This is a genomic window from Mycobacterium sp. (assembly GCF_036490025.1).
GTDB lineage: Bacteria > Actinomycetota > Actinomycetes > Mycobacteriales > Mycobacteriaceae > Mycobacterium.
In genome coordinates this window covers 105,352-119,832 of the sequence record NZ_DASXEP010000127.1, presented here as the reverse complement: position 1 = coordinate 119,832, position 14,481 = coordinate 105,352, and the positions used below count along the sequence as shown (strand labels likewise).

The window sequence follows — 14,481 nt, the reverse complement described above, 5'->3', positions numbered from 1 at the left end:
TCGGGATCTTTTTCCCCTCCACCAGGGACCTGGCAACCCGGGCCGGTCGGATCAAGGCTGGCCCGGTAGGTTGAACGCGATTCCGGACTTGCCTGAAGGGAGACACCGTGGGCAAAACCGCGGCCATGCCCGAGGCCGACCGCGTATGGATGATCGACACGCTGCTGGCTCTGCTGCAGACCCCGAGTCCGTCTGGGCGCACGGACGGCGTAATGCAACTGATCGGAGACATCTTCAATGGCTTCGGTGTGCCGTTCTCGCTGACCCGCCGCGGCGCGCTCATCGCTGAACTTCCTGGTAAGTCGGCCAGGACCGATCGCGCCGTGGTCGTTCATGCCGACACCATCGGCTGCATGGTGCGCGCCCTGAAGGACAATGGCCGCCTCGAACTGATCCCCATCGGAACGTTCTCGGCGCGATTCGCCACGGGCGCCCGCGTGCGAATCTTCAGCGACGACCCCGACGAGTTCATCACCGGCACCGTGATGCCGCTCAAGGCCAGCGGCCATGCCTTCGGCGACGAGATCGACACCCAACCCACCGACTGGGACCACGTTGAGGTCCGCATCGACCGGAAAGTGCATTCGCGGGAGGACCTTGCCGGCCTCGGCCTCAAGGTGGGTGACTTCGTCGGCTTGATCACCAGCCCCGAACTCACCGAAGACGGCTTCATCGTTTCACGTCACCTGGACGGCAAAGCCGGCGTCGCGGTTGCGCTCGCACTGGCGAGGAACTTCTCCAAACGGAAAATCGTGCTGCCGCATCGCACCACGATCATGGTCACGATCACCGAGGAGGTCGGCCACGGAGCAAGCGACGGCCTGCCGGCTGACGTCGCCGAACTCGTCTCAGTCGACAACGCCGTATGCGCCCCGGGCCAGCATTCCATCGAGGACGGCGTCACGATCCCGATGGCCGACATGCACGGCCCCTTCGACTACCACCTCACCCGCAGACTGTGCCGCCTCGCCGAAGAGCAAGGGATACCGTTCGTGCGAGATGTGTTCCGCTACTACCGATCCGACGCCGCGGCGGCGATCGAGGCCGGTGCCGGCACCCGGGCCGCGTTGGTGGGCTTTGGCCTCGATGGCAGCCATGGTTGGGAACGCACTCACATGGATTCCCTGGAGGCGACATACAACCTGCTGCACGCCTGGCTGCAGACACCACTGACGTTCGCGAAATGGGACGCCCAGCCATCGGGCAAGCTGCGGGACTTCCCGTCGTCGAAGCAACCGGCGCCCACCGAGCAGTGGGTGCCGTTGGCTCGCGGCGAACATGGCGAGCCCGGCGATGTGTCGCCAGGCTCGCACTGGCCGCCGTCGGTGGCACCTGAATCGAGCGACTGACCCACCTGCCGTGCCGACTTGTACGAGGATGAAGCAATGCGACTTCGCGTAGTCGTCGCAAGCTGGGCGGCGTTGCTTGGCCTGGCCGCACCCGTGCACGCCGACCCGGACCCCGACGCAAGTTTCCTGGCTGCGCTCGACAACGCCGGTATCACCTACAAAAGCCGCCCCGACGCCGTCGCGATCGGCCGACGGGCCTGCCAACTGATGGATCAGGGCCACTCGGAACCTGACGTCGTAAAAAGCATGACGCAGCAGAATGCCGGATTCACGACCGGCGACGCCACGAAATTCACCCAGATCGCGGAAAGCATTTACTGTCCCCAACACATCGGGGGAGCGGCGCCGCCGCCACAACCCGCGCCGCAACCGTATTACCCGCCACCCGATTTCCCGTTGCCAGCACTACCAGGGGCGTTCTAACCAGGCGCCGAACCCGGATGGAAGTGAATGATGTGCCATAGCAATGTGATTGCGTTCCCAGCGCTCGTCGCGGCGATGATCGTGCTCGCCGGGTGCTCACAACCATCCGGGCCGGCGGCGCCGAAGGCAGCGGCGGATCCGATTCCCTCGACGACCGTGGCGGCGGCGGCCTCGCCGAAGACGCCCGAAGGCGCACAACCTCGGTTGGCGCCCGATCCCGCACAGTTGGCCGACGATCTGGTGGCCGACGAACACGCGCTGCGTGACCCGTCGATGGCAGAAGCCGGGCTGTCGGCCGCGGCGCACCGTGAGCAGGCCGCTTATCGTGCCATCGGACAACACCCGGAATGGGAAGCGACGACACGACCACGCATCCCGGCAGCGCTCCTCGACGTCTACGACCGCAACGTCGACGCCCGCCGACAACTAACCGCGATAACACCGGTGCGCACCACGTTGCCCGCGTGGCGCATCGTGCCGCCGGTTCCGGCCGACCAGCTTTTGGGCATTTACCACCAAGCGGAATCCGAAACGGGCGTCAGCTGGAACTACCTGGCCGCGATCAACCTCGTCGAGACCCGCCTGGGCAGCATCGACGGCGTGAGCACCGCCGACGCCCAAGGCCCCATGCAGTTCTTGCCGTCAACGTTCGCCGCTTACGGTCAGGGCGGCGATATCCATTCGCCACACGACAGCATCATGGCGGCGGGCCGCTATCTCGCCGCGAATAACTTCGCCAACGATCGTGATCACGCCATCTACCGGTACAACCACGCCAACGAATACGTGCGCGCGGTGAATCAGTATGCGGCACTGATTGGTTCCGATCCCGCCGCGTTCGCGGGCTACTACCGGTGGGACGTGTATTGCCGGACCAGCGCCGGAGATGTGTTGCTGCCCATCGGTTATGCCGCAACGTCACCGATCCCGGCTGCCGACTACGTCGCGAGCCACCGGCAGTAGGTCAGAGAGCCGTCGAGCTCAGCTCGAGGCACTGAGGACTTTGATCGCGAAGATCAGCGTGTCGCCCTTCTGAATGCCAGCGCTGGGCTGACCGTCGGGATACCCATCCGCGGAGGTCATTGCGACACCGACGGTGGACCCGACCTTTTGTCCGGCGATCGCCTTCTGAAATCCTGGCACGACTCCGTCGAGCGGGAATTGAGTTGGGGTGCCGCGCTCGTAGGCGCTGTCGAACACCCGACCGTCACGTCCGTTGACGCCCATGTAGCAGACAGAAACGGTGGCCGTGGGTGCCACGGTCGGCCCGTCGCCAGGACGCAGTGTGTGCACCTCGGTCTCGGTCACGCTGAACGGCGCCGTCACGGCGATCCGCGGTGCGGCCGTGTCGGTGGAGCCCGTCACCCCGACGCTGCCGGTTGCTCCAGTCAAGGTCCACTCCGGTGCTCCGCCGTCACCCGGTGCCTGGGTGGGGCAGCCGCTGGCCGGGGTCGCTGGTTCCGGTGACGCCGGGGACACGGCTTCGGTGATAGCCGGTGCGCCCAGCGATACCGAGGATGAGCTTGCCGATGGAGTTGTCTTGTCGGAGCCGCATGCGCCGAGCATCGCGACAACCGATGCCGTGCAGACCGCGAGTGCGACCGAAGAATACGTACGCAAGGAATTCACGCGCGCCACGTTACAGCGGAGCGTCCCGCGATCCCGCCACACCCTGCGGTTATGGTGCTTTCTGTGGCCAACGTGAGCCGGGGTTCGATTTGGGCAAGTCGCCCCCTGCGGCACCCAAGTGCGGTAATCCTCTTTTGATTGCAGTGTGCAGAAGGAGGGTGTTCGATGTCGACTCCGAAGTTGCCCGTGGGTTTCGACTTCACCGACCCCGACGTGTACGCGCAGCGCTTGCCGACCGCAGAATTCCAGGAACTGCGGCGTGCGGCACCGATCTGGTGGAACGCGCAGCGCGCCGGCGTAGGCGGGTTCAGCGATGGCGGTTACTGGGTGGTGAGCAAGCACCGCGACGTGCGGGAGGTTTCGCGACGCAGCGACGTGTTCTCAAGTGCGCGCAATTGCATCGTGCCCCGTTATTGCGACGGGGACACCGCGCGTGGACAGATCGAGGCGGGCCGGTTCTCGATCATCAATATGGACGCCCCGCAACACACCCGAATGCGAAAAATCATCTCGCGCGGATTCACCCCGCGTGCGGTCGGCCAGCTCAGGGCAGATCTGACCGGCCGGGCACGCCGTATCGTGTCTGACGCCGTCAGGGCCGGGTCTGGCGACTTCGTGACCCAGGTGTCCAGTGAGCTTCCGCTGCAAGCGATTACAGGTTTGTTGGGGGTACCGGAGGAGGACCAGGCCAAGCTGTTCCACTGGACCAACGAAATGGTCGGCGACGAGGATCCCGAGTTCGCCGAGTCCGAGGCGTTGGCATCGGCGGGGGAGCTGATGTGGTACGGCATGCAGCTGGCTGCCTACAAGGCCGAGCATCCGGGCGATGACATCGTCACAACCCTGGTGCGCGCCGACGTCGACGGACACAAGCTTTCCGATGAGGAGTTCGGGCTGTTCCTGGTGACTTTGACTGTCGGCGGTAACGAGACGAGCCGCAATTCGATCACTCAGGGGATGATGGCCTTCCTCGAATTCCCAGAACAGTGGGAGCTGTTCAAACGGGACCGTCCGGTGACCGCGGTGGACGAGATCATCCGTTGGGCCACCCCGATCACCGCGTTTCAGCGCACCGCGCTGCGTGACGTCGAGCTCGGAGGTGCGCGGATCGCCGAGGCCCAGCGGGTGGTGCTGTTCTACCGGTCGGCGAATTTCGACGAAGATGTTTTCGCCGACCCGTTCACATTCAACGTGCTGCGAGACCCCAACCCGCACGTCAGTTTTGGTGGTAACGGCGCGCACTTTTGTCTAGGCGCTAGCCTGGCCCGCCTGAGCATAGGTGCCATGTTCGACGCGATCGCCGATGAAATGCCCGACCTAGCGGCACTGGGCGAGCCCGAGCGGCTGCGGTCGGGCTGGCTCAATGGGATAAAGCACTGGCAGGTGGACTACACCGGTACCCGCTCTGCTGCTAACTAATAGGTCGTAGCGTGAGCATTGATCCTCCTTCGGGATTCCACGTTGTTACGCCTCGCATGGTTGTCAGCGACCCGGCGCTAGCGGTGGAGTTCTTGCGCGCCGTCTTCGGCGCTGTCGGAGAGATGAATGCCGATCACCCAGCCGAAGTGCATATCGGTGACTCCGTTGTCATGGTCAGTTCCTCCGCCGAGCGCGAGCCGTTCCCCGCGTTCCTCTACGTCTACGTCGAGAATGCCGACCGCGTCTATCAACGAGCTATCGCAGCCGGCGCGACGAGCATCGAACCACCGCTCGACACCCCATACGGCGACAGGCGAGCGATGGTGCGCGATCCGCTCGGCAACGTATTCCAAATCGCCCATCGCATGATCGATCGAACATGATCTCGCCAGCCATAACCGTTATCGAATACCGCCCGCCGTTGGTAATGCGACGTCGACGCCGAACTCGGACTATCGCCAAGGCTCGTCATTCGGCAATTTCCAGACTGCTCTGAGGCTTAGAATCGTAACGTGAACAACCGATTGCGAAATCTGTTGATAGGCGCGGCCGTGCTGATCGCCGGCGTCGTCGGACTCCTTTTACCGGTGTCGGTATGGAATGGTGGCAGTTCGACCGTTGGATGCGGCAATGCCGTTGTTGCCGAAAAGCCAGTTCCCTCAACGACGAACCTCGGCCAAATCAGCGTTGATGTCCCCGAGCAAGCAGTCAGCCATCCCGACTACGCGGCTCAATGCGCCACTGCGATCTCGTCACGCCGCCGCTGGGGGATTCCGTTGGTGATCGTCGGAACCGCCGGACTTCTGCTTGGAATTTTCTACCGGCCTCGACGCAAGACAAACTGAGCTGGCGGCCTCGTCTACCGACCAGCCTGCCATGGCCGAGACAGCCAACCTGATTGAGGAACTCGTACGTCCGAATGCCCGCGAAACACGAAACATCCTGCGCTGACAGAGATTTAAGGGTTCTCGTATCAACGGGGCCGCTGACGCGAACGGTTAGAGCACGCTGGATTGAGTCAGTTCACTTGGCGCCGACCGGGCTTGAAGTGTTGCGGATATGCGACTGAAGCCGTTGAGGGTCGCCAGGCCTCGTGGTGTTGGGTTCCCGTTGAGTTGCAGGCTGGGGAAGCGTTCGAAAAGTGCCCGCACGGCGATGGTGGCCTCCATGCGGGCCAGGCTGGCGCCGAGGCAGGCGTGGATGCCGCTGCTGAACGACAGATGGTCTTTGGCGTTGGTTCGGGTGATGTCGAACGTGGCGGGATCGGTGAAGACGCCGGGGTCGCGGTTCCCCTCGATAGCTAACGGATCCGGTTCGCCAGGCCCGCAACGGTTGCATCTGTTGCAGGACGGGCACCGCCGATGCGTTTCCGCCTGCCGGCTCAGCTGGGACCAGTGATCATCGGCATAAGGTAGTTGCGCACGTAGGCACGGGTGTCGTCGATGGTGGCCAGCTTGATGCTGGTGTGCGGAGTCACGATGAACGATAAGGTCAGGCGCGTGTGCAGCTCGGCGACGGTGCGCAGGTGGCGTTCCTGCGCCGGCGTTATGGTCGTCGTTTCGTAGAGCTCGCTGCGCAACAGCGCGATGGTGTGCTCGGCGGCGTAATCGATGATGGCGCCGGCGTCGATGGTCAGGCTGGGCAGGATCGTCTCGGGTTCGGTGCGCAGTAGGTTTCTGAGCAGGGTGTGTTCGCGCATGAACGTCACCGAGAACATCGTGCTGTAGGCCATCCGGTCTTCAAACGTGGTGGCCTGCGAGCGGGCTTGAGCGCTGCCCTGCAGATAGCGGCGCACTTCGGCGAGCACCAGGGCGTCGTTGAGCGCGGCCTTGGTGGGGAAGCGCCGATAGAGGGTCGCTCGGCCGACGCCGCCGCGACGGGCCACGTCTTCCATCGTGGTGCGGCGCAGACCGACCAGTTCGGCCTGCTCGAGCGCGGCGCGCAGGATCCGGGCGGTGATCGCGTCGGGCTGGTCGACCAGCGTCATGACGGCAGGGTCGGGGTCGGCGATGCGCTGCACGAACTCCTCTGTTCGGGTCGACGCCACCGAATTTCCTCCTTGCCCCTTGCCTGTTCATGCCGGTCGCAGTACCGTAGCGAGCGAAGCATACGAGACATTGATTGTCTAATTGTATCAAGTGCCTCATTGTGATGGACGGGAATGGGGATCGTTGTGCGCGTTGGTCTGTGGGCACGATGGGCGGCCATGCACGGCGTCCCGCGGGCGTTCTTCGCCGTCCGGGCGCGGCGGCGCGACCCGTTGGCCCGGCTGATCGGCAATCACGTCGCCGGTGATGACCGCTACCCGCTGATGGAAGAGCTCCGGGCCCGCGGACCACTGGTGCGCACCCCGTTCGTCTGGGCGAGTGTCGACCACGCCGTATGCCGGGAGATACTGCGCGACAGGCGGTTCGGTGTCTCGGATCCCGCAGCGATGGAATTGCCGCAGCCCCTTCGGGCACTCATCTCCAGGACCGACCCCGGCGTGGCCAATCCTGTCGAGCCGCCCGCGATGGTGATCGTGGATCCACCCGAGCACACCCGCTACCGACAGCTGGTGTCTCAAAGCTTCACCCCGCGCGCCATCGATACCCTGGCCAGCCGGGTAGCCGAGGTCACGAAGGAACTGATCGAGCGAATCGCCGCCAAATCCCAGCCCGATCTCATCGACGATTTCGCGGCTCAGCTACCGGTCGCGATCATCGCCGAGATCCTCGACCTGCCCGCCGAATCCCATCCCCGCCTGCTGGGATGGGGACACAGCGGCGCCCCGTTGTTGGATATCGGAATCCCCTGGAGAACCTACCGCGATGCCATCGACGGGCTGCGCGGCGCCGGCGACGAACTTCGTGAACACTTCCACCAGCTGCGCGCCGGAGAAGCCACTGAAAACCCGTTCAGTCCGTTCAGCCAGCTGGCCGCCGACGGCACCCTGACCGACCGCGAGCTGACTGCCAACGCCGCGCTCCTGATCGGCGCGGGATTTGAGACCACGGTGAACCTGATCGGCAACGGCATCGTCATGCTGCTCGATCATCCCGAGCAGCTGGCGCGGTTGCGCGTAGACCCTAACCTGTGGCCCCGCGCAATCGAGGAGATCCTGCGGCTCGACAGCCCGGTCCAGATGACCGCGCGCACCGCCAACTGCGAGGTCGACATCGCCGGTCAGCGCGTCGCGGCCGGAGACATGGTCGCGCTGCTTCTCGCGGGCGCCAATCGCGATCCACGCGTCTTCCGCGACCCCACCAGATTCGATATCACCCGAGCCAACGCCCGCGAACACCTGGCCTTCGGCTCCGGCGTGCACGCCTGCCTGGGTGCTGCCTTGGCCCGAATCGAAGGCGCCACCGCGCTGCGCGCACTCTGCGAGACATTTCCCGAAATGCGCCTTACCGCAACCCCGCAACGGCGTGGACTGGTCAACTTGTACGGATTCACCGCGCTGCCAGTACAACTGGGCAGCAGGAACCTAACAGCGGCCAGTCAGCCCATATAACAAGGAGTCCTCATGGCCGCCAAGGACCATCCCAACAACGCTCCCGGCCTGCCGATGCTGTTTCCGGCCTGGGTCGACCGATTACAGATGAAATACATGAATCCGGCCATGCGGCGGATGGCGCGCTATCTGCCGACGTTTACAGTGGTCAAACACCACGGCCGCAAGTCGGGCAGGCCCTATGAGACCGTCGTCAACGCCTACCGCAAAGGCGGCTTGCTCGCAGTCCTGTTGGGCCACGGCAACACCGACTGGGTCAAAAACGTGCTGGCCGCGGGTGAGGCAGACTTGCAGGTCTCAGGGCGGCACGTTCATATCACCTCTCCGCGGGTGCTGCCCGCCGGTGGCGACGGCAAAGGACTACCGCTACTGGCGCGAATAGCAGTGCACCGCATGGGTGTTCTGGTCGCCGACATCGCGTGAAATCCGTTGAACGCAAACTGGCGAAGCCGCCTGATCATCTCCGCACCCACGGGCTCTAGGAACGGCAGCGGCTGGCTTCTGGCCGGATATGCCGGTACCGCAGGCTTTTTGGCCCAAGAGCTATTCCTCCGCGGGCCCGGTACAGCGTCGAGCCTGAATGCGTCACACGCCGAGGTCACCGGATTGATGGGACGGGCCTATCAGCGACGCATCACCGCCGAAGAGAAGCTGCTACAACACGCCCTACCGGAATACGGCAGCTACCGTCGCCACACCAAAAAACTCATTCCGCTCATCTGGTAAATGTTGCCGTGGAGTGCATTTGGTTCGCCGACCCTTCAATCCGTGGCATGAAGATTCTCGTTGGCAACCCTGCGGGCGGCGGCGACTCCGGTGGCGGAATCCTCGAGCGCCACGCCCGCGCGCGGATGTGCGCCAAGCATCGAAGGCCTTGAGATACAGCTGTGGGTCCGGCTTTGGGCGCTCTACCTCGTCGGCAGCGACGGATACCTCGAAGAAGCCGGCCAGCCCAGAGGTGGCCAGAGCTGCGTTGAGCATGGCGCGGGGGCTATTGGTGGCGACGGCGAGCGGAACGCGGCCAGTGAGGCGTTCAAGCAGATCACGAGCGCCCGGCATGGCCTTCTACGTGCGTATTGCAATGAGCAGACCAGCGACCTGTCTAACGTCTTACAAATTGTAGTACGCTGTGAATCATGGCTGACACAATCACTTTTCGACCCGACGATGACACATCGAATGCGTTAGCTGTGTTGACGCGCGATGGCACTCCGGTGTCAGCCGCCGTCCGAACCGCGCTGATCGACGCTGCACGACGAAAAGTCGCCGCCTCAATCCGCGGCGAGGCTGAGGAACTTGCAGCGGACGAAGGCGACCGGGCGGAAGCAGCGCAGGTACTTCGCGACATGGAGACGCTGCGTGCGTGGTGAGATCTTCCGACTGCGCGTCCCGCGTGGCAGTCGCGGCCACGGGCAGTCCGGCACCCGATACGCTGTCGTGATCCAGTCCGACGAACTCCCATTGTCGACCTTGTTGGTAGCACCTACGTCGACGGCAGCCCGGGTAGCGAGCTTTCGTCCGGAGGTCGAGATTGCCGGCCGTGCGACCCGAGTGCTGGCTGAGCAGACGGCAGCCGTCGACCCGAGCCGACTAGGCGAAAGCGTCGGGTACCTCAGCTTTGACGACATGCGCCGGCTCAACGCGGCACTGCGAATCGTCATGGACTTGTAGAGGCAGCAGAATGCGTCGGCAGCCCTCGCATCCCCGCACTCGGGGAGTTAGGCCCGGTGCAACTCGAACAGCGGAATCACCCGACTGGTCTTGGCCTGAGACGCAGCGAAACCCGGCGCGATGGCGGCGACCTTCGGGTACAGCTCGTCGCGCTCGTCGGCCGGCAGTTCGCGAGCCGTCACGCCGAACGCTTGTACCCCCGGCGGGGCACCGACCTCGACGTGCGCCTGCGGGTTGGCCCGCAGATTATGCACCCAGGCCGGATTGACCGGGGCGCCATGGAAGGACCCGATGATGATCAGCTTGTCGTCGATGCGGAAATAGGCCAGCGGCGACACCCGGCGTTGGCCTGACTTGGCGCCCGTTGTCGTCAGCAGCAGCAAGTTCGCACCGGCGAATTGGCCACCGACCTTGCCGGCATTGGCCCGGAACTCGCCAACGATGTTTTTGTTGAACGCATTCAGCGTTTTCGGTCCCTTTTTGATCATGTCGTCGATGGCGTCAGGGGTTTCGGTCATGCTTCCTCAACCTGTTTGGGCTTGGCGCCTATTCCGGACTCCTTGCTGCGGGCCGGCTCATCGCCCGCGAGCTGGGCGGGCTTGCAGCTCCGGAGCGGCGGCGGCGAGGATCTCCGCGCGGTCGCCGTCCAGCGGGGGATAAATCCGTTCTGTGTTGATGACGCGCTTGGTGGCTTTAGCCTGGGCGCCGTGCGCCACCACCTGCCGATCCCAGCCTTCGGTATACACCGCACCTGCCGGCCCCAGGTCGAGAACAGTGACGTACCAAGGGATCCGAAGCGCCAGCATCGGTTTACCCAGTAGGTCGCTGACGACGTTGTAGCCTGCGTAGCGGCCCATCGGCCGTCCATGCTGACACGACATCACGGATAGGTGCTGATCGTCCATTTTCGCCGCCGCGACATCCCCGGCAGCGAAGACGCCCGGCACGCCGACCGCCTGAAGATAGTCGTCAACTGGCAGACGCCCCAACGGATCACGCTCCGTCTTGAACAGCGCGGTCAACGGGTTAGCCCGCATGCCCGCGCACCAGATGACCGTGGAGGCTGGGAGCCGATGCCCGGTGGACAGCGTCACACCATCGGCGTCGACGGCGGTAACACCGACGCCGGTCAGCACCTCAACACCGTTATCGGAGAGCGCCGCCTCTATCAGCGGACGCGCGGAGTCACCCATATCTGAGCCGACGAACGGGTTGTGGTCGATCAGCAGGACCCTCGGCGTGCATTCGTCACGGCCGGAAAACAGCCCCAGGAGCCTGCCGGGCAACTCGCACGCGGTCTCGATTCCAGTCAATCCCGCGCCGACCACTACGACGGTCGCCACGCCCGACGCGGGCGGGCCATCGGCCAGCGCCGTGAGGTGCCGGCGCAGCCTGATCGCGTGGTCGTAGGTGTCGACGTCGAAGCCGAACTGGCGCAGGCCGGGTAGGTCGGGTCTGGCCACAGAACTGCCCAGCGCGAACACCAGCCGGTCGTAGTCCTGCGAGCCGACACCGTCGGCGCCTGCGGTCGTGACGGTGCGCGCGGCGGTGTCGATCGCCGTGACGTCGCCGGTGATGTGCGTGACGCCAACCGGGTCGAGCACGTCGCTCAGCGAAATGCGACATGCGGACAGGTCGGTCTCGTAGTTGCGAACCCGGATGTCGTGGAACGGCTGCGAACTGATCACTGTCACACCGACATCGCCCACGGGGATACGCAGTTCGTCGAGTCGACGTGCCGCCCCGACTGCAGCCCACAGGCCAGCGAAGCCGGAGCCCAGAACGACGACATCTTTCACGGCCTCACCTTACCCACCTACATATCGTTGATCAGCCGTGCAAAACCATTACCCGGCGGTCTCAGTTGTTCAGTCGGTGAATGCGGTATTGCGAGTGAGGTTGGCGGAATCCGAGAGTGTTTTCGTCGAGGCCATTGGCGATCGTGACCTGTTCGGGGCCGAAGTCGAAGCTGATGGCCGGCGCACCGTTGCCGAAATCGGAGCTGTCGCCGCACCATTCGAGTAACGCGATAGCTTTGAGCTGGCGGCCGCTAAGTGCTGCGAGCCTCGCGTCGGCGTCGTTTCGCCAATCGAGCCGGTCTGAGCCTAGGGTTTTATCGTCACCGTCGTACCATTCGATGGGCGCGGTGGGGACGATGGTGTTCCAGGTGATGGACAGGTCGTCGAACTTCTGGTGGCAGATCTCCACTTGCTCGCCGTCGAAGTTCAGCACAACCGGACAGTCGGCTAGCCACTTACCGTATTTACGGTCCCACACCAACCAACTGTCGGTGAGCTGGCGACCGCTGAGCGACTCAAGCCGGCTGGTGTCAGCGGCAGTGATCCCGCGGCGGCCACTGCGCCAGTGCGGCTCGTAGTGCGGGATGCCGAAATACGACATCCGCCTAGGTTAGACCGGTGTGCCAGTGGCGAATCGCTGCCGCGAATTGCTCAGGCGCGTCGGATGGGACGAAATGGCCGGCACCTTTGACGATTGCGGTCTGGTGATCGGTAAAGGTCTGTTCCCACCGCCGCAGTTCGTTGTCGCCGAATGCGAAGTCGGCGTCGCCCCAGATGATCAGCGTCGGTAGTGCGGCGATGTCGGTCAACCCGGCGTCGACGTCGGCGAGAAAGGCGCGGCTGGCGGTGATCTCGCGGGGAAAGACCGCAGAGGCCTCCCGCCGTGCGGGGCTGTCGAGGGCCTTTTGGTAGTGGGCCATCTGCTCGCCTGTGGGCTTGGTCAGTCGGTGCCCGACGGGGATCATGACGTTGACGAAGAGGTTGAACTGTCGGATCAGCAGGCGCCCGATCGGGCTGCCCATCACATGGGACATGATCTGCACGAGCGGGGCGCCGATCGGCCACGCCCACGTGTTGGTCAGCACCAGCCGGTCAAAGGCCTCAGGACGGTGTTGCACCGTTGCCAAACCGATCGGGCCGCCCCAGTCATGAGCCACCAGCGTGATCCCGCTCAGCGTCAGTGCGTCAACGAATCCGCCGAGCACTTGGGCATGTTCGGTGGGCAGATACCGGTATCCCGGGGCCGCCACTGAAAGCCCGAATCCGGGGTAGTCCACTGCGATGCAACGAAATTCCGGCCGTAGGGATGCGATGACCTTGCTGTAGTCGAACGACCAGGTGGGATTGCCGTGTAGGAACAGCAGCGTGGGGCCTGATCCTTCATCCACGTAGTGGATGTTGTGCCCGTCGATGTCGACGAATCGGCTCTCGAACGGGAACAAGTCGTCATCGACCCAAGCGGGTCTTTCCGCGACTGCCATGTCCGCCTCTCCACTCTTTGAACTGTTATAGTAAAGCGCAGTTTAGATTAGCAAGTAGATGGTGATGAGTCGAGACTACGGTCAGTACTGCGGACTTGCCCGGGCCCTGGATGTGGTGGGTGACCGGTGGAATTTGTTGATTGTCCGCGAGCTCCTGATAGGACCCGCGCGTTACGGCGAGTTACGCGACGGGCTGTCCGGCATCGCGACGAATCTGCTGACCGACCGGCTCCGCGACCTCGAAACCGCCGGTGTGATCGAGCGGCGATTGTCCGACGACGCCAACGCGATCACGTACGCCCTCACCCCATGGGGTGAGGAACTCCGCGAGCCCATCAATGCGCTTATCCGCTGGTCGACGCCGCTGATGATCCGCGGGCCTGAAGGCGACGAATTCCGCGCCGAAGGGCTTCTGGTGGCATTTCCCGCCCTGTTCGCCGGGCGCGTGCCTATCGATCAGTCAGTGGCCGTGGGCATCGCCGTAGACGGCGTAACGGTCCAACTGCGGGCCACCGATGCCGGCATCGACGTCGACAGGCCCGACGGGAGCGAGCTTGACGCCGTGCTCACCGCCGAGGCACCGCTTGTTCTCGGACTCGCGGCGGGCGCGTTGTCACTTGATGACGTTGCTGCACTCGTCGACATCGACGGTGACGAATCCGCCCTGCGGACCTTCTTCGACGCGCCCAAGCCCACCATCGATTTCACCAGATGATCTCGGCGATGACTCAGGGCACCATCAGATCTACAGCGCGTATAAAGCCGGCAGATTGACGACGATCGCTTCCTGGCTGCTTCGTGCAATCACCAGTTCCGCCGGCGTGCTCAGGTCGGGATTTTCCTCCCTGTGCGGCAGGTGTGGGGGGACGAAGACGTAGTCACCGGGGTCGGTCCGCACGCGAATCTCGCTTACTCCGTCGAAGAAAACGAATTCAGGGTGCCCGCTGCGGATGTAGATCATGGTCTCCGAGTCACCATGGTGATGGTTGGCCGAAACGCTGCCCGGCGCGGCCAATGTCTCTCCCATCCACAACTTCTCGCTGCCCACGGTGGCTCCGCTGAGGGCGGCGAACCGCTGCATGCCATCGGACTGAGCCGTGCTCGCGTCGAGTTCGGATGATTTTATGTGGCGCACGCGATTGCGGGGCGCACCCTTCGCGGCATCGTTGGAGAAGTCGGGGTGAAAGCCGTCGGAGTCAGCCATGAGTTCCACC

The 14,481-nt window shown here is 64.0% G+C and carries 21 protein-coding genes; 12 read left to right on the top strand and 9 right to left on the bottom strand.

Translation table 11 applies throughout. The features are described 5' to 3' along the window. Window positions 1-107: 107 nt before the first annotated feature. The 3 genes from VGG53_RS13950 (at window position 108) to VGG53_RS13940 (ending at window position 2,735) form a co-directional block, all read left to right on the top strand. Window positions 108-1,349: an osmoprotectant NAGGN system M42 family peptidase gene (locus VGG53_RS13950; protein WP_331518632.1), complete on the top strand. Its 1,242-nt coding sequence runs from the start codon at window positions 108-110 to the stop codon at window positions 1,347-1,349. Between the two features lie 36 nt (window positions 1,350-1,385). After that, window positions 1,386-1,772 (top strand): DUF732 domain-containing protein, encoded by a 387-nt coding sequence (locus tag VGG53_RS13945; RefSeq protein WP_331518631.1) that lies wholly within the window; start codon window positions 1,386-1,388, stop codon window positions 1,770-1,772. Between the two features lie 75 nt (window positions 1,773-1,847). Beyond that, window positions 1,848-2,735, top strand: coding sequence for a transglycosylase SLT domain-containing protein (locus VGG53_RS13940; RefSeq protein ID WP_331518687.1), 888 nt, complete (start codon window positions 1,848-1,850; stop codon window positions 2,733-2,735). A gap of 18 nt (window positions 2,736-2,753) precedes the next feature. On the opposite strand, the gene VGG53_RS13935 is transcribed toward VGG53_RS13940, so the two are convergent. Continuing rightward, window positions 2,754-3,401: an FKBP-type peptidyl-prolyl cis-trans isomerase gene (locus VGG53_RS13935; protein ID WP_414688965.1), complete on the bottom strand. Its 648-nt coding sequence runs from the start codon at window positions 3,399-3,401 to the stop codon at window positions 2,754-2,756. 165 nt (window positions 3,402-3,566) lie between these two features. On the opposite strand from VGG53_RS13935, the gene VGG53_RS13930 reads away from it, so the two are divergent. From VGG53_RS13930 to VGG53_RS13920, 3 genes are all read left to right on the top strand, one after another. After that, a complete protein-coding gene (locus tag VGG53_RS13930) occupies window positions 3,567-4,820 on the top strand; it encodes a cytochrome P450 (protein ID WP_331518630.1) in 1,254 nt (417 codons plus the stop codon). Window positions 4,821-4,876: 56 nt separating this feature from the next. Then, window positions 4,877-5,203, top strand: a complete 327-nt coding sequence (locus tag VGG53_RS13925; protein ID WP_331518685.1) for a VOC family protein — start codon at window positions 4,877-4,879, stop codon at window positions 5,201-5,203. 129 nt (window positions 5,204-5,332) lie between these two features. Next, entirely contained in the window at window positions 5,333-5,665 is a 333-nt protein-coding gene (locus VGG53_RS13920; RefSeq protein WP_331518629.1) for an aminopeptidase, read from the top strand. Between the two features lie 153 nt (window positions 5,666-5,818). Here the strand turns inward: VGG53_RS13920 and VGG53_RS13915 are convergent, their stop codons facing one another. Then, window positions 5,819-6,067: a cytochrome P450 gene (locus VGG53_RS13915; protein WP_414688967.1), complete on the bottom strand. Its 249-nt coding sequence runs from the start codon at window positions 6,065-6,067 to the stop codon at window positions 5,819-5,821. A gap of 134 nt (window positions 6,068-6,201) precedes the next feature. Beyond that, window positions 6,202-6,867 carry a helix-turn-helix domain-containing protein gene (locus VGG53_RS13910; protein ID WP_331518628.1) on the bottom strand — a complete coding sequence of 222 codons (666 nt, stop codon included), beginning with the start codon at window positions 6,865-6,867 and terminating at the stop codon, window positions 6,202-6,204. Window positions 6,868-6,993: 126 nt separating this feature from the next. Here VGG53_RS13910 and VGG53_RS13905 point away from each other — a divergent pair, with 126 nt between their 5' ends. The 3 genes from VGG53_RS13905 to VGG53_RS13895 all read left to right on the top strand — a co-directional run bounded on the left by VGG53_RS13905 (window position 6,994) and on the right by VGG53_RS13895 (window position 9,042). Beyond that, window positions 6,994-8,316: a cytochrome P450 gene (locus VGG53_RS13905; protein WP_331518683.1), complete on the top strand. Its 1,323-nt coding sequence runs from the start codon at window positions 6,994-6,996 to the stop codon at window positions 8,314-8,316. A 12-nt stretch (window positions 8,317-8,328) separates the two neighbouring features. After that, on the top strand, window positions 8,329-8,739 hold the full coding sequence (locus tag VGG53_RS13900) for a nitroreductase family deazaflavin-dependent oxidoreductase (RefSeq protein WP_331518627.1): 411 nt from the start codon (window positions 8,329-8,331) through the stop codon (window positions 8,737-8,739). A gap of 108 nt (window positions 8,740-8,847) precedes the next feature. After that, window positions 8,848-9,042 (top strand): hypothetical protein, encoded by a 195-nt coding sequence (locus VGG53_RS13895; protein WP_331518695.1) that lies wholly within the window; start codon window positions 8,848-8,850, stop codon window positions 9,040-9,042. Here VGG53_RS13895 and VGG53_RS13890 read toward each other — a convergent pair. Next, a complete protein-coding gene (locus VGG53_RS13890; protein WP_331518626.1) occupies window positions 8,983-9,375 on the bottom strand; it encodes an HAD family hydrolase in 393 nt (130 codons plus the stop codon). The genes VGG53_RS13895 and VGG53_RS13890 overlap by 60 nt on opposite strands. Window positions 9,376-9,452: 77 nt before the next feature. On the opposite strand from VGG53_RS13890, the gene VGG53_RS13885 reads away from it, so the two are divergent. Both VGG53_RS13885 and VGG53_RS13880 read left to right on the top strand, forming a co-directional pair. After that, entirely contained in the window at window positions 9,453-9,686 is a 234-nt protein-coding gene (locus tag VGG53_RS13885; RefSeq protein ID WP_331518625.1) for a hypothetical protein, read from the top strand. Then, a complete protein-coding gene (locus tag VGG53_RS13880) occupies window positions 9,676-9,987 on the top strand; it encodes a type II toxin-antitoxin system PemK/MazF family toxin (protein ID WP_331518624.1) in 312 nt (103 codons plus the stop codon). Before VGG53_RS13885 ends, VGG53_RS13880 begins: the two co-directional genes overlap by 11 nt. 47 nt (window positions 9,988-10,034) lie before the next feature. Here VGG53_RS13880 and VGG53_RS13875 read toward each other — a convergent pair whose 3' ends face one another. The 4 genes from VGG53_RS13875 to VGG53_RS13860 form a co-directional block, all read right to left on the bottom strand. Beyond that, window positions 10,035-10,505 carry a nitroreductase family deazaflavin-dependent oxidoreductase gene (locus tag VGG53_RS13875; protein ID WP_414688964.1) on the bottom strand — a complete coding sequence of 157 codons (471 nt, stop codon included), beginning with the start codon at window positions 10,503-10,505 and terminating at the stop codon, window positions 10,035-10,037. 57 nt (window positions 10,506-10,562) lie between these two features. Next, window positions 10,563-11,786, bottom strand: coding sequence for an NAD(P)/FAD-dependent oxidoreductase (locus VGG53_RS13870; RefSeq protein WP_331518623.1), 1,224 nt, complete (start codon window positions 11,784-11,786; stop codon window positions 10,563-10,565). A 61-nt stretch (window positions 11,787-11,847) separates the two neighbouring features. Next, window positions 11,848-12,387, bottom strand: a complete 540-nt coding sequence (locus tag VGG53_RS13865) for a hypothetical protein (RefSeq protein WP_331518622.1) — start codon at window positions 12,385-12,387, stop codon at window positions 11,848-11,850. A 4-nt stretch (window positions 12,388-12,391) separates the two neighbouring features. Continuing rightward, window positions 12,392-13,267: an alpha/beta fold hydrolase gene (locus tag VGG53_RS13860; protein WP_331518621.1), complete on the bottom strand. Its 876-nt coding sequence runs from the start codon at window positions 13,265-13,267 to the stop codon at window positions 12,392-12,394. A 64-nt stretch (window positions 13,268-13,331) separates the two neighbouring features. Between VGG53_RS13860 and VGG53_RS13855 the strand changes: the two genes are divergently transcribed. After that, window positions 13,332-13,982, top strand: coding sequence for a helix-turn-helix domain-containing protein (locus VGG53_RS13855; protein WP_331518620.1), 651 nt, complete (start codon window positions 13,332-13,334; stop codon window positions 13,980-13,982). 30 nt (window positions 13,983-14,012) lie between these two features. Here VGG53_RS13855 and VGG53_RS13850 read toward each other — a convergent pair whose 3' ends face one another. Continuing rightward, window positions 14,013-14,471 carry a cupin domain-containing protein gene (locus VGG53_RS13850; protein ID WP_331518619.1) on the bottom strand — a complete coding sequence of 153 codons (459 nt, stop codon included), beginning with the start codon at window positions 14,469-14,471 and terminating at the stop codon, window positions 14,013-14,015. Window positions 14,472-14,481: the final 10 nt, after the last annotated feature.

Excerpts from the sequence above, each read along its gene's own strand:
- VGG53_RS13900 (WP_331518627.1), top strand. The coding sequence starts at position 8,329 with ATGGCCGCCAAGGACCATCCCAACAACGCTCCCGGCCTGCCGATGCTG.
- VGG53_RS13925 (WP_331518685.1), top strand. The coding sequence starts at position 4,877 with ATGGTTGTCAGCGACCCGGCGCTAGCGGTGGAGTTCTTGCGCGCCGTC.
- VGG53_RS13865 (WP_331518622.1), bottom strand. The coding sequence starts at position 12,387 with ATGTCGTATTTCGGCATCCCGCACTACGAGCCGCACTGGCGCAGTGGC.
- VGG53_RS13890 (WP_331518626.1), bottom strand. The coding sequence starts at position 9,375 with ATGCCGGGCGCTCGTGATCTGCTTGAACGCCTCACTGGCCGCGTTCCG.
- VGG53_RS13855 (WP_331518620.1), top strand. The coding sequence starts at position 13,332 with ATGAGTCGAGACTACGGTCAGTACTGCGGACTTGCCCGGGCCCTGGAT.
- VGG53_RS13945 (WP_331518631.1), top strand. The coding sequence starts at position 1,386 with ATGCGACTTCGCGTAGTCGTCGCAAGCTGGGCGGCGTTGCTTGGCCTG.
- VGG53_RS13930 (WP_331518630.1), top strand. The coding sequence starts at position 3,567 with ATGTCGACTCCGAAGTTGCCCGTGGGTTTCGACTTCACCGACCCCGAC.
- VGG53_RS13885 (WP_331518625.1), top strand. The coding sequence starts at position 9,453 with ATGGCTGACACAATCACTTTTCGACCCGACGATGACACATCGAATGCG.
- VGG53_RS13850 (WP_331518619.1), bottom strand. The coding sequence starts at position 14,471 with ATGGCTGACTCCGACGGCTTTCACCCCGACTTCTCCAACGATGCCGCG.
- VGG53_RS13860 (WP_331518621.1), bottom strand. The coding sequence starts at position 13,267 with ATGGCAGTCGCGGAAAGACCCGCTTGGGTCGATGACGACTTGTTCCCG.
- VGG53_RS13875 (WP_414688964.1), bottom strand. The coding sequence starts at position 10,505 with ATGACCGAAACCCCTGACGCCATCGACGACATGATCAAAAAGGGACCG.
- VGG53_RS13940 (WP_331518687.1), top strand. The coding sequence starts at position 1,848 with ATGATCGTGCTCGCCGGGTGCTCACAACCATCCGGGCCGGCGGCGCCG.